Here is a 14,026-nt window from a genome sequence, read left to right as displayed (position 1 = left end):
GTTTAAAGGAAAGTGCTATTTCGTAAAGAGAAGCCTTTCCCCACGAGTAGCGGGTGATTTGTCGATCATAGGATGTCGATCGGAACTGTTGCTTTTTCAGTTCACCCTGTTTTCCCAGAAACGAAATGAAATCTGAGGCTCGTGTACTCGCGGCCAGTTTCCAACCGGAGCGGTTTTGAAGAAGGACCCGAGCTATCTCCGTTTCCGTGTAGACTCTGTGTGGGGCTTCAGAGAACCACGTGAAGATATCTTTCCTTGCTAGGCTTAGGCTGCTCGGTCTGGCCATGTTTCCTGTGACAAAGGCGGCTGATAGGCATGGTATATATACCTAGCCTATCAGCGTAAATTTCTGGGGCCCGGTCGAATTAGTTCCTAATGTGGTGAGGTATATATACCTCACCACATTAGGATGAAATGGGCTGGATCTTCACCTTGGTTCGACAAGCGATTCTGGTCTTTGATTTGTCCCAAACACGTATACAAATATGGGACAAGGGAAACCCATGAAGACAGAAAATTATGACATAAAATCAAGAGTTTACGGAAGAATTTGCGCAAGCTCCCCTCAGGCGGTTTGGTCGATAGGGGACTTTTCCGATTTTGGCCCTCGTGACGCGATCAGTAAGGCGCTCCAGCGTCTGGAAGCCGCTGGCAATCTGCGTCGCATCGACCCCGGCCTGTACGACCGGCCACGCAAAAATCGGCTTACGGGCAAACCCACTGCCCCAGATTATCGCGCTGTCATCGACGCTATCGCACGGCGCGACCAAGTGCGTGTCCTTGTCGACGGGATGACGGCCGCCAACGATTTGGGCCTAAGTGATGCTGTGCCCGGACGTGTCGTCGTGCATACGGATGCTCGCCTGAAGCCGCTTCGACTCGGCAATCTTATCATCACCTTCCGGCCAACCTCCGCCACCAAGCTCTATTGGGCCGGCCACCCTGCCATGCGCATTGTCCAGGCCCTGCATTGGCTGAAGCCAAAGCTCGAGAACCCCGATGAGTACCAAAGCATCAAGCGTAGAATGGAAGCTCTTTTGTCTGACTCCAAACAAGGTGCAGCAATGCGCAGGGATTTAAAGAAAGGGCTACCAGCTCTGCCGATCTGGATGCAGGATTTTTTGCGCGACCTGCTCTCCACCAAACGTACCTCTGCTCCCAAATCCGCAAGTCACAAAAAGCGCCGGAAAGCTCCCGTCGCATGAACCCCGCTTATCAAAAAATCATCTCGTCCAGCGAAGACGATCAGCGCGGGCTATTCCTCACAACGGCTAACCGGGTAGGCACCACCGTCCAAAACATAGAAAAAGACTTCTGGGTATGTTGGACTCTCGACGCCTTATTCCATCGGCTGAACGTTGGTGGGCCGCGGCTACTGTTCAAAGGCGGCACGTCGTTATCGAAGGGCCACGGTTTGATATCCCGGTTTTCCGAGGACATTGATATTACGGTGTTTCGCTCCGATATCGGCGAAGACGCTGACTTTCAGGAGCTTGAAGCCTTGAGTAAGAAGCAGCGCATTAAGCGCCTCGACGCCATCAAAACTGCATGCCAAACCTATATCGATGATACGCTGCGTGTTGAACTTGATGCGTTAGGCAAAAAGACCATGGAGAGCGCAGGCAAGGATCCCACATCCCTGAGCGTCGTTCTGGACGGTGCGGATCAGGACAGGCAGAGCTTGCTGATCCACTACCCGAGCGCGGTCGAGAAGTCCCAATACGTGACACCATCGATAAAGATAGAGTCGGGCGCGAAATCTGCGCTCGATCCAAATGAAGAAAAGACGATCATTCCATATCTCGCACCCGATTTTATCGAAGGCGATGCGTTAAACATTCCTAAGGTGACGACCATCGACCCCGAGCGCACCTTCCTTGACAAGATTCTCATACTGCACGGCATGACATTCTATTTTGAAGCGACAGGCGCGTTACGTGGAAACGGCCGGATGTCGCGTCATTACTATGACGTTCACCGACTTATGGGCGCCTCTGTCGGGGAAAACGCCTGTACCGACCATCCGCTGATAGAAGACTGCGTACGACACGCCCGGATGTTCTTCCACCGAACCAAAACTGGCCTAGACGCCGCGCAACGCGGCTCGTTTCGACTACGTCCTACCGAGCCAATGCTGGATCCACTCCGCAGGGACTACGAGGCGATGTCAGTCATGATTTTCGGGGAGGTGCCTAGCTTCGAGAGAGTCCTCGAAAGCGTTGCCCACGCGGAAGATCAATTAAACGCTGTATAGAAGGGAGCCGAACATGACGCTCGCCTGTTACAGCAGATTCGGAACATATCGGCGGTCGTCGAGACGTTCCAGAATCAGGTCAAAAACCCATGAAAACGGCAATCGCATACACCCGAGTCTCAACCGCCCAACATGACAAGTCCGGCCTGGGGGCCTGAAGCACAGCAAGCCGCGCACGCCCGGTTTTCCCACCTTCCATTATTCGCTCGATAGCTTCTCGCACCTTTGGCACGTCGATCGCGCCTTCACTCGGCCCTCCTCGCGATTGGTCTCCAGGGGTCCTGTAGTCGCACCAGACCACCAACTCTGCGTCGCCATTTACACGAGATTTGCGTTATGACTTGCGAATATGATTTGCCGTTTTTGCTTTGCCCTTCACAGCTGCTCTATCCGAGCTTGACTACCCGGCTCGTCTAGTCGAATAGCCCTTCCCGACGTTATCCCACCACTCTGGGAACGTCGCTGGAGGGCAACGGCGGATCTACCCTCCGCCAAGGGTTATTGATCTTGCTTCGAAATTCGGTGGATCCGGGGTTTCATCCACGACGTATTCCACATTGCTTTGCGCGGAAGACTGGCCCTCCTAGTTTGCACCAGGAGACCCGCTCGCCAGCCTACTACTTGATTCGCACGAAGCTATCCTTCGCTGCTGCTAAGTCGTAGACGAACCCCTGCCAGCCCGCCCGTCGCGCATCGGCGGACAGCGGTTTCCGGGCTCTGAACATCTCGGGTGTTTGAAGATCGGCCGACAAATAGAAGATCGAATATTTCTTCCTGGCGACCAAGACAAGAAATAGCGGAAAATAGATAGCTGCTTCCATCCGCTCTTGCTGCGGCCCCCAAGCTGCGCCCAATACCGCCTGCGGAAGGACATCGTGATCACGAACTGTGGATGCCTTCACCTGCGCCAAGTATCCGCAAAAGTCACAAATCAAATCGGCGCATTTGAAATTATTTGGAAGGCGCCTTAACGTCTTAGGCCGCTTGCACTTTGGGCAGCGGCAGGTTTTCGCTACGACAGCTTCTCCGAAATCTCCAAGTACTTGACGGGTGGTCGCCATACATCCCCCTCCTGCACGAAAAACCTATTGATATTCGATTCTGGGGCAGCACTTCTATGTACCGCCTTGGGTAGGTTAGCTATTTGAAAAATCAAAGAAGCGTAGCAAGGGGCCGCCGACGAAGTTGCGGCATCACCGATAGTTTAGGCTGGTCGCCCAGCACTCCGGGGACAACCGTGTCAAGGCTCACTCCTGAAACAATTTTGACGGTTAGCAAATCTTTCGACCGGTGACTGCCGATGTCAAGACCTTGAGCGTCGGCGTGCTACTCCCTATTCAGTACGCCAGACCGAGGGAGAACGAATGCCTGATCTATACCCGATCATGAGAGGCAAAGCCTACCGGCTGGCCGAGTCCATCATTGCGCCCAAGCATCACGGAGAGGATCTGCTCAAGACCATCATGTTGGACAGTGACCACCCGCGCCAGGCATTGTTCCTTACAATTTTGCCCCAGGTGATTCCCGCAGAAGCGCATCAGCAGATTTTGCTCGACGGCATGGCGAGAGAATACGCCGGTCTCGCTAGCTGGATGGCCTATGTCGACCGAGAGACCTCGGTGTGAACAACAGTCCTCATCTCTATATGAGAAGCGACGATACCGGCACTTATCATTAACATACCTAGCATTGCAGCGGTGAAATGCAGGCGATTTAGATGAATCAATATTGCGCCAGCGAGTGACCCGCAGCGTGACCGCGCGCCGCAAGATTTGCGTCGAAATCCTCTGAGACTATCGCTGCAATTCCAGGATTCATCGCCCGGTTAGAAGTCGCTATGACGCGCCAGGACGATGCGGCGCTGCGCGAGGCGCCGGCTATATTGGTTGATTGCGCACGCGCACCGCATTGGAAAAATTGAAGGCAAGGTCTCGCAGATGTCGACGTCGCCCTTGCCGCCCCTGGGCAGCAAACGATAGGAACTATGCCACCAACAAAGGGTGGATGTTTAAAGGCACAAAACATGTGCTAATTGTGCCGTTTTACCCGAGGCATCACCATGGCTTTTCAACAAAGACTTTGGGCTTACTCGTTTAACGCGGAACGAGGACCGAATTACCCTTGTCCGCACTGTAAGGCGGGCAGTTTAGTTTTGCGGAAAGATTCCGTACGGCGAGCAGGCCCCTATCACGACAAATCAGCAAAGCTCACCGACTCTGCTTTCATGGGAATGCTGGACTGTCGCGCGTGTGAGGGTTCAGTGGCCGTTGTGGGCTATGTCCGCAAGGACGACATTCTGGTGCCAAAAGGCATTTACCCGGCACCGCCTATCATTACCGTCCCCGCTGCTACCCCCCGCGCTGTTGTTGCCGAGCTAGATGCCGCGTTCGCCCTCTTCTGGGTCGATCTTTCGTCGTGCGCAAACAAGATTAGAGTAAGCCTTGAACGACTGCTCGACTCGCTTGGCCTATCTGAACTTCCTCCGCTGGCCAAACGTATTGAGTCCATCCAGGGCGCTGACAATCTACGGTCCGAAGTCTTTCACGCTCTCCGAGAAGTCGGCAACGTTGGGAGCCACGGAAGCGGCGTTCGCCGCGAGGTAGTCCTCAACGCATTTGAGATTTATGAGCATCAGCTCGACTTACTGTTCAGACCCAGTGACGGCTTGAGGATCGAAACCTTGGCCAAGAAAATTCGAGCGACAAAGGGAAAATGAAGAGGCCGACGCAAACCCGCTGCGCCTATACTGGTGATTTCGCACCCGTGAGCGACCATTGCAACGTAGGCAGCGCTCATAGACCGGTGTCGTCTTCGCGCGCCGAACGATGTCTAGCGCCACTGTTTGATTAGTGTCGCACCCCTGACACCGCACTTCTAGGTAAAGGTCGCTGAACTGTTAACAACGCACGTAATCTTGACCTGCAATGCGCCCGCCCCTGCAATCGTCAACGCGATAGCCGTTGAGTCGTAGCACAAGACTATCAAGTTGTAGGCCGCAGCACGACCGACTCGGATTTCCTATCGGGACCGTTTTTGTCGCAGCTCTGACGCTCGCTCAGCAGCGAGTGCCGCGCGTCGGGCCTCGTCTCGACTGGATTGCCGCAGAGCCTTGGCGTCTCACCCTAGTGCAAATATCTGTTATGCCCTCGCAAGGGTCCAAGGGTCGCGTACTGCGGGGGATGTTCGCCTTAAATCAACTCGATTGATCTTTGCCCAATCGCCGAGCGCGGGGTCGTGAGCGCTTTGCTGTCCAAGTTGGCCTACCCGCGCGTATTCCAATCGTCGCTTATTTGAAAAAGTGCGAGCCGACGTCCCCGTTTGATCTTTCTCCAACGGCGAGATTTCGTCTTGGATCGAACGGGGATGGCGCCGTGGATGGAAAACGAGAAACGTGTGAACGCCCAATAAAATCAGGCGCATTTGGAGGATGCTGTATCCGCCGATGGTCAATATGGCGGTGGCGAGACGCTGACCGGCGCGTGTTCGATCGTCTTCGCGAAGCTGCCCTTCAGGTAGGTCTCGATACCCGCAAAGATTTCCGAGGGCTCTACATCACCCAGGCGAGCCGCCTCAATCGCGTCAAGCAATCCGCGCTTGCGCATACTCTTCCGGCGTGAGGCCGCCAGGCGTGGCTTGCTGGACCTGCACGAACACGTCACGCGGCAACAGCCCGAACGCGATCGTCGCGAACTTGCCAGGGTCTTCCGTCGCCAAGTGTCGCAGCACCGCAGCGCCGTGCGTCGACCATGTGTCGGCGAGATCGGATATCAGCCGCTCCGCAATCTTCTGGCGGTTCGTCGGTCCCCGCCCCTTCGGGTTCACGGACGGCGCGCCGGGTCGCATGTTCGGGTTTCCACGGGCAGCTAATTGGTTCATTGGTTTACTCCTATTCGATACTCAATGCTTATTTGCAGTTCGTGCGGTGATTTGATCGTCCGAACCGCAGCGATGCTCATTGAGACGTGTTTTTTCCAGGTTGATGCTGTTGGTTGCTTAAGGCTTTGAGATTGTTGTGTAGCATGTAGCAAAGCGTAGCAATTTGGTAGCAATGCTACAGACCCGAAACGTAGCGTAGCGTAGCAAAACCCTATAGGGGTTTGCTGCTACACGATGCTACGGCTACGCGGGCGGGGGTATTTGTCCAGGTTGAAGATTGATCCGAACAAGCCCGTTCGGTTCCGCAATTATGTGTTGACTGATTCCGGTCCGAATTCGCGCAAACGTGGCGCGCGGATTTTTATCGTCCGCCCTTATCAGGCCGACCTTGGCCAATTCCTCTTTCCAATAGTCGGTGTGTACTGCGCCCGCGTCACCACGCCCTACAATCGCCCGCCCGAGCGCGTCCAGCGCCTGCGCATGCTTGCCGGTGATACGCTGCGGAGCGGCTGTGCGGGCTTCTGGCGCTGGCGTGGCAGCCGCTAGGATGGCAACGGTGTATGGCTTGAGGGCATAATCATCTCCCCAATAATTAGCCATCTGATATTCTTCAATCGCGAACGTTGTAAGGGGTCCGTGCGGCTGATCATTCGCTTTCACCACCGTCGCTGTGCGTACCTTGTCGCCAGATATTTGCACCGCAAGATCGACGTGGCCCGTTCTGGCATTGCTGCCGCGCTCTCCGGCCGACGGATTTTTGCCGCTGTGTCCCACCGTCGCAATGTGAGCTGTGCCGTAGAGGCAATCGTGTATCCGCTGAATGTGCATCCCAGCCAGGTTCTGCGTTTGGGCCTTGTCTTCGTCGCCTCCGACGATCGCTTTCGAATAGGTGTCAATGATGATGAGTGTGACGCAGGTACTGTCGCCGATCGCATTTTCGAACTTGCTCACCGTATTGACGACCAAATCCACGCATCTAGGGTCCAAGAGATTCAGCGGCTCGGAGCTGATCGCAAAAGGGAGGTTGGCCGGTAGTCCCTCTCGATACGCGTGCGCCAGCATGCGCCGCTCCGTTAGGTCTGCGCGTTCAAGCGCAAAATATAGAACGGCTTGTCTCTCGTAGCCTTGAACGGGGCAGACCTGGAACCCTCTCCAGTCGGGCTTGGCGACAACATGAAAGGCTATCTCGGCCAGAAGCGCGCTCTTACCTGCGCCGGGCGGCCCGAACCATGAAGAGGTTTCACCTTTCGCGATGACGTTTTTGATGATCCATTGTTTTTCGGCTTGATTGAGGAAGCAATCCCCGAGAGTTTTGAATTTAAACGTGTCGTTATCGGACATTGACTTGGATTTCTGCGGCACGAACGTGCAGCGGTCAGAAACCCGGTCGCGAGCGCCTTGATTTTTGAGGCCGATTGCGCTATGAAACTAGTGTCGAGCCAATTCCAAGAACGCAGTCAGCCCCGGTCGCGCGCCACGCGGTCGGGGTTTTTGCGTTAAGCGGCTTCGGCTTCGCGTGCGGTTCGCCAGGCAATGTAAGCTTCGCGGCTGATGCGGCGATTGCTGCCGACCGGATACGTCCGCGGCGCCTTGCCCTGCGATTGCAGCTTGTAGAAAAAGGCTCGCGAGATTTTTTCGGCAGCGCAGAATTCTTTGATGGTGAAAGATTCGTCCATTGTTGAGGTCCTGACATGGCGAACCGTGCGCGGAAGCGACGCATTCGCGGGTTGAGCAGATATGAAAGGGACGCGACACTTGTGCGTCCACGTTGGCAATTACGCGCCCACAAAGGAAACAAAAGTAAAACGAGATTCCGATTTAGGCCCCTGCCCCGTCGCAATGGGCAGCCCACGCGGCCATCAGCTCGCGTCGCTTCACGAGGGCGGTGGATCGCCGGTACGCGGCTTCGGTTTCGTCGTCGACCGCGTGCGCCAGAGCCATTTCGGCTATCTCCCGCGGGAAGCTGGTGCAGTCGCCGGCCCAATCGCGGAAGGTCGACCGCATGCCGTGTGTGGTCGCGGTCGTGTCCGTATGGCGCGCAATGCAGTTGCTGAGCGTCACGTCGGACACAGGCCGGAACGGAAGTTGCGCCAGCGCCAGATTCGTCAACGGCACCTTGTGCTCACGCTCCGCTTTCATGCGGATCGCCGGGATCGTCCAAAGCTCCCCCTTCACTTCGACGGCCCGGTCCATATCGGCAGCTTCATTGAAGCGGCACGCGGTCAAGATGATCCATCGAAGCATCCGGGCAGCATCGCTCGTGTCGCTGGCCAGGGATCGCCAGAACTGCGGCACCTCTTCATAGGGCAGCGCCGCGTGGTGCTTCACGTCTGACTTGCGGCGCCGCGCAAGCACTTGGTCAAGGTGACCGCGCCACAAGGCGGGGTTTTCACCGGTTCGCAGCCCTTCCGCTTTCGCGGCGTTCAAGATCGCCTCGATCCGCCCCCGCACGCGGCGCGCGGTCTCTTTCTTGACGTTCCAGATGGGGCGCAGAACCTTCAATACCGACTCGGTATCCACATCCGGAATGGCGAGCTGTCCGATGATCGGGTGGGCATAGTCGCGCAGGCTATTCGACCATTGCTGCCGGTGCTTCTCGTTTTTCCAACCTACCTCTTTGCCGGCGATGTATTGCTTCGCGTAAGCCTCGAAAGTGAGACTTCCCGTTGCCGCCGCCTTGGCCTTGGCGCGCTCACTGATGCGATGTTCGATCGGATCGGTATTGCTGCGCACCAGCGCGCGCGCCGCGCCGGCCGCCTCCCGCGCCCCTGCTAACCCGACGTCCCGAATGGGACCGAGTCCCATGAACCTCTCTTTGCCGGTCACGGGCGATTTGAAACGGAAGACCCAGCTCGCATTCCCGTTCTTGTCGACGTCGAGTCGCAGGCCGTCGCCGTCCGCGAGCTTGTCACCGGGCTTTGCGTGTTTCACGCGCACCGCTGTTAGAATTCCCATCTGCTATCTCCAAAAGTGTCCGCCTAAACCCACGCCCCAACCCACGTCGGCACCGTGGATGCCGGTTGACACGCGAACACATTGAACGACATGAGAATAAAAGTTCTCGTTAAGTCTCAATGGCTTAGGTGTCAGGGATGGACGTGTATAGACGCTGATGGATTAGCAGGTGGCGGAAGGGGTGGGATTCGAACCCACGGTACCCTTGCGGGCACGCCGGTTTTCAAGACCGGTGCCTTAAACCACTCGGCCACCCTTCCAAGTTCGGAATTGCTGTCGCTTAACGCAGTCGACGGCGCATGGCAACGCGAAGTTGGCGCCCGCCCCTTCCCCGACATCGGATCTGTCAGGCGAGCGTCAGCCTGTTCCCTTACCCTATGCCCTCTCGGCGATCCCGGACACTGGCGACATCTCCCAGGGCGTCGCCGGTTGCGAGGCCCGGTTTGGAGTCGCCTCCGTTTCCGGGCCTCGTTTGCTGGCTGCAAAGAAAAGCGGCGCCCCCGTTGGGAGCGCCGCTTGAATTCTTCGTAAGCTAGCTTGGGCTCAGTACCCGCAGGAGGCACAGTTCATCTGCACCGGGGCGTAATAGGAATAGCCCGGCTGGACCATCTCGACGCGCTGGCGCGTGGCGTATTGCGGCGGGATGCGCTCGTACTGGACGCTCGGCGGCGCCACCATCACGGTCTGCGGCACCATCACGGTGCGGTACTGCGCCGGTGCGCGGTGCGCCACGACGGAGCCGGGCGACACCATCACGGTCTCGTCGACGGTGCGGTATTGCGGCTGCACGTATTGCTGCTGGTAGCAGGTCGTGCACGGCGGCGGCGTGTAGCAATTGTAGCAGCCGGCGGAAGCCGCGCCGGTCATTGAAATCGCAGCGACGACTGTTGAGAAAACGACAGCGAGAGTGCGAGACATTATTGTGGTGCCCCAATTGCCCGAAACGGATTTGCGAAGATCGATGGCAGTATACGCCGCAAAATTCTGAGCTGCCGAAGTTCATCGGGGCATCCTTAATGCAAACGGCCGGCTCGCGCCCGCCGTTCAGAACTTGTTGACCATGCGCGATGCGTGATGCTTGCGATCACACCCGCACGTGACGCACTTACTTCGGGCGCCGCTTCACCTCGCGCACCGCGCCGCGCGCGGCGCTGGTGGTGAGCGCGGCGTAGGCCTGAAGCGCGGTCGAGACGTTGCGCTTGCGGCCGATCGCCTGCCATGCGGCATCGCCCTTCGCCTCTTCCGCGGCGCGGCGCCTGGCGAGCTCCTCGTCGGAGACCTCCAGCGTGATGCTGCGGTTCGGGATGTCGATGGCGATGCGATCGCCGGTCCTGACCAGACCGATGTTGCCGCCTTCGGCCGCTTCCGGCGACAGATGGCCGATCGACAGGCCCGACGAGCCGCCCGAGAAGCGTCCGTCGGTGACGAGCGCGCAGGCTTTGCCGAGGCCCATCGATTTCAGATAGCTGGTCGGATACAGCATCTCCTGCATGCCGGGACCGCCGCGCGGGCCTTCATAGATGATCACCACGACCTCGCCGGCAACGACCTTGCCGCCCAGAATGCCTTCCACGGCGGCGTCCTGGCTTTCGAATACGCGGGCGGGGCCGGAGAATATCAGGATCGAGGCGTCGACGCCGGCGGTCTTCACAATGCAGCCGTCCTGCGCGAGATTGCCGTAGAGCACGGCGAGGCCGCCGTCCTTGCTGAAGGCGTGCTCGAGGTTGCGGACCACGCCCTTCTCGCGGTCGGTATCGAGCTCGTCGTAGCGGCGCTCCTGGCTGAAGGCGACCTGGGTCGGGATGCCGCCGGGCGACGCCCGGAAGAAGGTGCGGACAGACTCGCTCCTGGAGCGCTTGATGTCCCAGCGCTCCAGCGCGTCGCCCATGTTCGGCGCGTGCACGGTCGAGACCGACGTGTCGATCAGGCCGGCGCGGTCGAGCTCGCCCAGGATGCCCATGATGCCGCCGGCGCGATGCACGTCCTCGACATGCACGTCGGCGACCGACGGCGCGACCTTGCAAAGGACAGGCACGCGGCGCGATAGCCGGTCGATGTCGCGCATGGTGAACTCGACCTCGCCTTCGTGGGCGGCCGCGAGCAGATGCAGCACCGTGTTGGTCGAGCCGCCCATCGCGATGTCCAGCGTCATCGCGTTCTCGAACGCCTTGAAGTTCGCGACATTGCGCGGCAGCACGCTAGCGTCGTCCTGCTCGTAGTGGCGGCGCACGATATCGACGATGGTGTGGCCGGCCTCGACGAACAGGCGTTTGCGATCGGCGTGGGTTGCGACCACCGTGCCGTTGCCGGGGAGCGCAAGGCCAAGGGCTTCCGTGAGGCAGTTCATCGAATTGGCCGTGAACATGCCCGAGCACGAGCCGCAGGTCGGGCACGCCGAGCGCTCGATCACCTTGACGTCCTCGTCGCTGACCTTGGAATCGGCGGCTGCGACCATGGCATCGATCAGGTCGACCGCCTTGGTCTTGCCCTGCAGGGTGACCTTGCCTGCCTCCATCGGTCCGCCCGAGACGAACACGGCAGGGATGTTGAGCCGCAGCGCCGCCATCAGCATGCCGGGGGTGATCTTGTCGCAGTTGGAGATGCAGACCATGCCGTCGGCGCAATGGGCATTGACCATGTACTCGACGCTGTCGGCGATCAGCTCGCGCGACGGCAGGCTGTAGAGCATGCCGTCATGGCCCATGGCGATGCCGTCGTCGACCGCGATGGTGTTGAACTCTTTCGCCACGCCGCCGGCCTGCTCGATCTCGCGGGCGACGAGCTGGCCGAGGTCCTTGAGATGGACGTGGCCGGGCACGAACTGGGTGAAGGAGTTGACGACCGCGATGATCGGCTTGCCGAAATCGCCGTCCTTCATGCCCGTCGCGCGCCAGAGGCCGCGGGCGCCCGCCATGTTGCGGCCGTGGGTGGTGGTGCGGGAGCGATAGGCTGGCATGGCGGTTTCCGTCCTCGGTTTGGCTGGCAGGGCGGGGCAAATTTTCGAAGCCGCCTCAGGCCTTTCCGGCCGGATAGCGCACGGGGGGAACGCGCGCAACGGGAACTTGGGCCGGACAGGGCTCCCCTGCTCCCGGCGCGTGGGCACCGGCGGTCTCAGCCGTCATGCCCGGGCTTGTCCCGGGCATACACGTTCTTGATGCGGAAAGGTCGTGGATGGCCGGGACAAGCCCGGCCATGACGGAATTATTGCAGTTCGGGATCGAGCCAGTCGCCGATCACGGAGACCGGCAGCGTGGTCACGACGATGGTGGTCGCCGGTGCCGGCATGATCAGGGCCACATGCGCTCGCGCGCTTGCATTGGTTTCAGGCAACCGCGCGTGCAGGCGCATGCACCGCGAAAATTCAAGCGCGATGAAATCCGTAGTGATCCGGAATGGAATCCTATTCCGATGTCGCGTACATCGCGGGACATCGATCGGCGGCCTTCCAAGGGCATCACCCTCTGATCGCGCACCACGGGGTTGGGGGACCACATGGGGCGGGGGGATCAAAGGCTGGGGCAAGGTTACGAGGTCCGGACTCCTAGGCACTCCGGACCTCGGGACTTTCTATTTTGAACGTGATTTCGCGCCGCCGGCTTGATCAGCCGTGCGGCGCGAAGTCGTTTTGGCGTCGTTATGCCGACACGGCGCTAGCGTGTCTGCGGCTCGATCGTCACCGTGCAGTCGCCCTGCCCTTGCGTCGCGACCACGATGTTGCCCACGGGAGCGCCGAGGGCGATCGGCGCGGATGAGCCGCCGCCGGGCATCTGGACAGTCACGCTCAGGGAGTCCGTTCGCGCGGTCGAGCCCACGGTCGAGGGTTCTGCCTGGGCCACATTACCCGAGGCGTCACGCCGCATGATCTGGCAGTTCACATTGCTGCCCCCGGCGGCCGCCATGCTCGATGAGGTGCCGCCGCTCATCTGGGCGCGGGCTCGTGAGGGGTCGCGGGGCACCTGGCTGACGATGCGATGCGTCCGCGGCTCCACAATGACGACGTCGTCGCCCGTCGAAAAATATTCGTAGTCCCGATACTCGGGCTCGATCGCGACGATCTCGGGCGGAAGCCTGTGGAGGCGCACGCGCGAGGGAATGGTTTCACCGACCCGGATCGAGATGTTCAGATTACGCTCCGGCTCCGCCAGGCGTGCGCGGCTCACCGTTTCGGAGATCCGCACCTGCTTCTCGGACGGCACCTGAGTCTGCTGATTGGCCTGCGTGTTGGTCTGGGGCGTCTGATTGGCTTGATTGGTCTGCGTGCCTGAAGTGGCAGGCGCGGTCTGCGCATTGTTGGTCGGGGCCGTCCGGTTCGTGTCGGTCGCTGTGGCCGGTCGGTTGTTCTGTTGCGCCGGCTGCTGCTGCTCGGCCGCGTTGCGCGGCGGCTGGGTCTGGTTGCGCTCGTTCTGGTTGGCCGCAGCTCCCGTGCGCTCGTTCTGCTGGCCAGACGTGCCGGACTTGGACTTCTCGGACTCGGCCGTTGATTTCTGCGGCGCGGACTTGTCCTGCTTCGTCTCGGCGCTGTTCTTGCCGTCGCGTCCCGGTTTCGGGCTCTCCGCCTCACGGTTGCGATCGCGCGAAGGCTCACGAGATTCCTGGGCCTGATCCTTCGACTTCGGCTGGTTGCGCTCGGCAGAACTGGCCGGCTGGCGCTTGTCGTCACTCGCGTCCTGCTTGGCAGCGCCGCCCTTCTCCTCGCGGCCCGCACCCTGCAATCGCTCCTGGGCGCCCTGCGCGCGCTCTTGAACCCGTTCTTGGGCGCCGCCGCGTTGCGGCCCGGCACCTTTCGCCGGCTCCTCGGTCCGTCTCGGCTCGTCCCTTCGCTCACCGGGCGCCTGGGCGTAGGCGAAGCCGGAAGCAAGCATCAGTCCGATAGCCGCGGTCGATAACATCAAGTGCTTGCGCATGGTCCCTCTCCTGGAAAATTCGCAACAACAGACGCGA

The 14,026-nt window shown here is 59.4% G+C and carries 12 protein-coding genes, 1 tRNA gene and 2 pseudogenes; 4 read left to right on the top strand and 11 right to left on the bottom strand.

Translation table 11 applies throughout. The features are described from left to right. Positions 1-503: 503 nt before the first annotated feature. Positions 504-1,205 (top strand): DUF6088 family protein, encoded by a 702-nt coding sequence (locus IVB50_RS17745; RefSeq protein ID WP_247296720.1) that lies wholly within the window; start codon positions 504-506, stop codon positions 1,203-1,205. Then, positions 1,202-2,254: a nucleotidyl transferase AbiEii/AbiGii toxin family protein gene (locus IVB50_RS17740; RefSeq protein WP_247296718.1), complete on the top strand. Its 1,053-nt coding sequence runs from the start codon at positions 1,202-1,204 to the stop codon at positions 2,252-2,254. The genes IVB50_RS17745 and IVB50_RS17740 overlap by 4 nt, the downstream gene beginning before the upstream one ends. A 184-nt stretch (positions 2,255-2,438) precedes the next feature. Here the strand turns inward: IVB50_RS17740 and IVB50_RS42720 are convergent. Continuing rightward, positions 2,439-2,644, bottom strand: a pseudogene (locus tag IVB50_RS42720) (hypothetical protein); the annotation flags it as partial. A 227-nt stretch (positions 2,645-2,871) separates the two neighbouring features. After that, positions 2,872-3,315, bottom strand: a complete 444-nt coding sequence (locus IVB50_RS17735) for a DpnI domain-containing protein (protein ID WP_247296716.1) — start codon at positions 3,313-3,315, stop codon at positions 2,872-2,874. 303 nt (positions 3,316-3,618) lie between these two features. Here IVB50_RS17735 and IVB50_RS17730 point away from each other — a divergent pair, with 303 nt between their 5' ends. Continuing rightward, positions 3,619-3,879 carry a DUF1708 domain-containing protein gene (locus IVB50_RS17730; protein ID WP_247296714.1) on the top strand — a complete coding sequence of 87 codons (261 nt, stop codon included), beginning with the start codon at positions 3,619-3,621 and terminating at the stop codon, positions 3,877-3,879. Between the two features lie 635 nt (positions 3,880-4,514). Beyond that, complete coding sequence (locus tag IVB50_RS17725) at positions 4,515-4,970, top strand: DUF4145 domain-containing protein (RefSeq protein WP_247296712.1); 456 nt, start codon at positions 4,515-4,517, stop codon at positions 4,968-4,970. Between the two features lie 863 nt (positions 4,971-5,833). On the opposite strand, the gene IVB50_RS17720 is transcribed toward IVB50_RS17725, so the two are convergent. The 9 genes and pseudogenes from IVB50_RS17720 to IVB50_RS17680 form a co-directional block, all read right to left on the bottom strand. Then, positions 5,834-6,130 carry a hypothetical protein gene (locus IVB50_RS17720; RefSeq protein ID WP_247296710.1) on the bottom strand — a complete coding sequence of 99 codons (297 nt, stop codon included), beginning with the start codon at positions 6,128-6,130 and terminating at the stop codon, positions 5,834-5,836. Positions 6,131-6,373: 243 nt separating this feature from the next. Continuing rightward, positions 6,374-7,471 carry an AAA family ATPase gene (locus IVB50_RS17715; RefSeq protein ID WP_247296708.1) on the bottom strand — a complete coding sequence of 366 codons (1,098 nt, stop codon included), beginning with the start codon at positions 7,469-7,471 and terminating at the stop codon, positions 6,374-6,376. A gap of 155 nt (positions 7,472-7,626) precedes the next feature. Beyond that, a complete protein-coding gene (locus tag IVB50_RS17710) occupies positions 7,627-7,806 on the bottom strand; it encodes a transcriptional regulator (RefSeq protein WP_247296706.1) in 180 nt (59 codons plus the stop codon). Between the two features lie 142 nt (positions 7,807-7,948). After that, the gene (locus IVB50_RS17705; RefSeq protein ID WP_247296704.1) at positions 7,949-9,085 is read right to left on the bottom strand and encodes an integrase arm-type DNA-binding domain-containing protein; all 1,137 of its coding nucleotides are present in this window, start codon (positions 9,083-9,085) and stop codon (positions 7,949-7,951) included. Positions 9,086-9,255: 170 nt separating this feature from the next. Next, positions 9,256-9,345, bottom strand: a tRNA-Ser gene (locus IVB50_RS17700). 283 nt (positions 9,346-9,628) lie between these two features. After that, positions 9,629-9,952 (bottom strand): hypothetical protein, encoded by a 324-nt coding sequence (locus IVB50_RS17695; protein WP_085385228.1) that lies wholly within the window; start codon positions 9,950-9,952, stop codon positions 9,629-9,631. A 238-nt stretch (positions 9,953-10,190) separates the two neighbouring features. Next, entirely contained in the window at positions 10,191-12,041 is a 1,851-nt protein-coding gene (gene ilvD / locus IVB50_RS17690; protein ID WP_247296702.1) for a dihydroxy-acid dehydratase, read from the bottom strand. A 245-nt stretch (positions 12,042-12,286) separates the two neighbouring features. Next, a pseudogene (locus IVB50_RS17685) lies at positions 12,287-12,373 on the bottom strand (ABC transporter permease); the annotation flags it as partial. 362 nt (positions 12,374-12,735) lie between these two features. Beyond that, on the bottom strand, positions 12,736-13,989 hold the full coding sequence (locus IVB50_RS17680; RefSeq protein ID WP_247296700.1) for a DUF1236 domain-containing protein: 1,254 nt from the start codon (positions 13,987-13,989) through the stop codon (positions 12,736-12,738). Positions 13,990-14,026: the final 37 nt, after the last annotated feature.

It is taken from the genome of Bradyrhizobium sp. 87 (genome assembly GCF_023073015.1).
Lineage (GTDB): Bacteria > Pseudomonadota > Alphaproteobacteria > Rhizobiales > Xanthobacteraceae > Bradyrhizobium > Bradyrhizobium canariense_D.
Note: the sequence above shows the minus strand (reverse complement) of the source record. Positions and strands in the feature narration are given on the sequence as shown.

What these genes read in the sequence shown, in the direction of transcription:
- IVB50_RS17745 (WP_247296720.1), top strand. Translation starts at nt 504, where the DNA reads ATGAAGACAGAAAATTATGACATAAAATCAAGAGTTTACGGAAGAATT.
- IVB50_RS17740 (WP_247296718.1), top strand. Translation starts at nt 1,202, where the DNA reads ATGAACCCCGCTTATCAAAAAATCATCTCGTCCAGCGAAGACGATCAG.
- IVB50_RS17735 (WP_247296716.1), bottom strand. Translation starts at nt 3,315, where the DNA reads ATGGCGACCACCCGTCAAGTACTTGGAGATTTCGGAGAAGCTGTCGTA.
- IVB50_RS17730 (WP_247296714.1), top strand. Translation starts at nt 3,619, where the DNA reads ATGCCTGATCTATACCCGATCATGAGAGGCAAAGCCTACCGGCTGGCC.
- IVB50_RS17720 (WP_247296710.1), bottom strand. Translation starts at nt 6,130, where the DNA reads ATGAACCAATTAGCTGCCCGTGGAAACCCGAACATGCGACCCGGCGCG.
- IVB50_RS17715 (WP_247296708.1), bottom strand. Translation starts at nt 7,471, where the DNA reads ATGTCCGATAACGACACGTTTAAATTCAAAACTCTCGGGGATTGCTTC.
- IVB50_RS17710 (WP_247296706.1), bottom strand. Translation starts at nt 7,806, where the DNA reads ATGGACGAATCTTTCACCATCAAAGAATTCTGCGCTGCCGAAAAAATC.
- IVB50_RS17705 (WP_247296704.1), bottom strand. Translation starts at nt 9,085, where the DNA reads ATGGGAATTCTAACAGCGGTGCGCGTGAAACACGCAAAGCCCGGTGAC.
- IVB50_RS17695 (WP_085385228.1), bottom strand. Translation starts at nt 9,952, where the DNA reads ATGACCGGCGCGGCTTCCGCCGGCTGCTACAATTGCTACACGCCGCCG.
- ilvD (WP_247296702.1), bottom strand. Translation starts at nt 12,041, where the DNA reads ATGCCAGCCTATCGCTCCCGCACCACCACCCACGGCCGCAACATGGCG.
- IVB50_RS17680 (WP_247296700.1), bottom strand. Translation starts at nt 13,989, where the DNA reads ATGCGCAAGCACTTGATGTTATCGACCGCGGCTATCGGACTGATGCTT.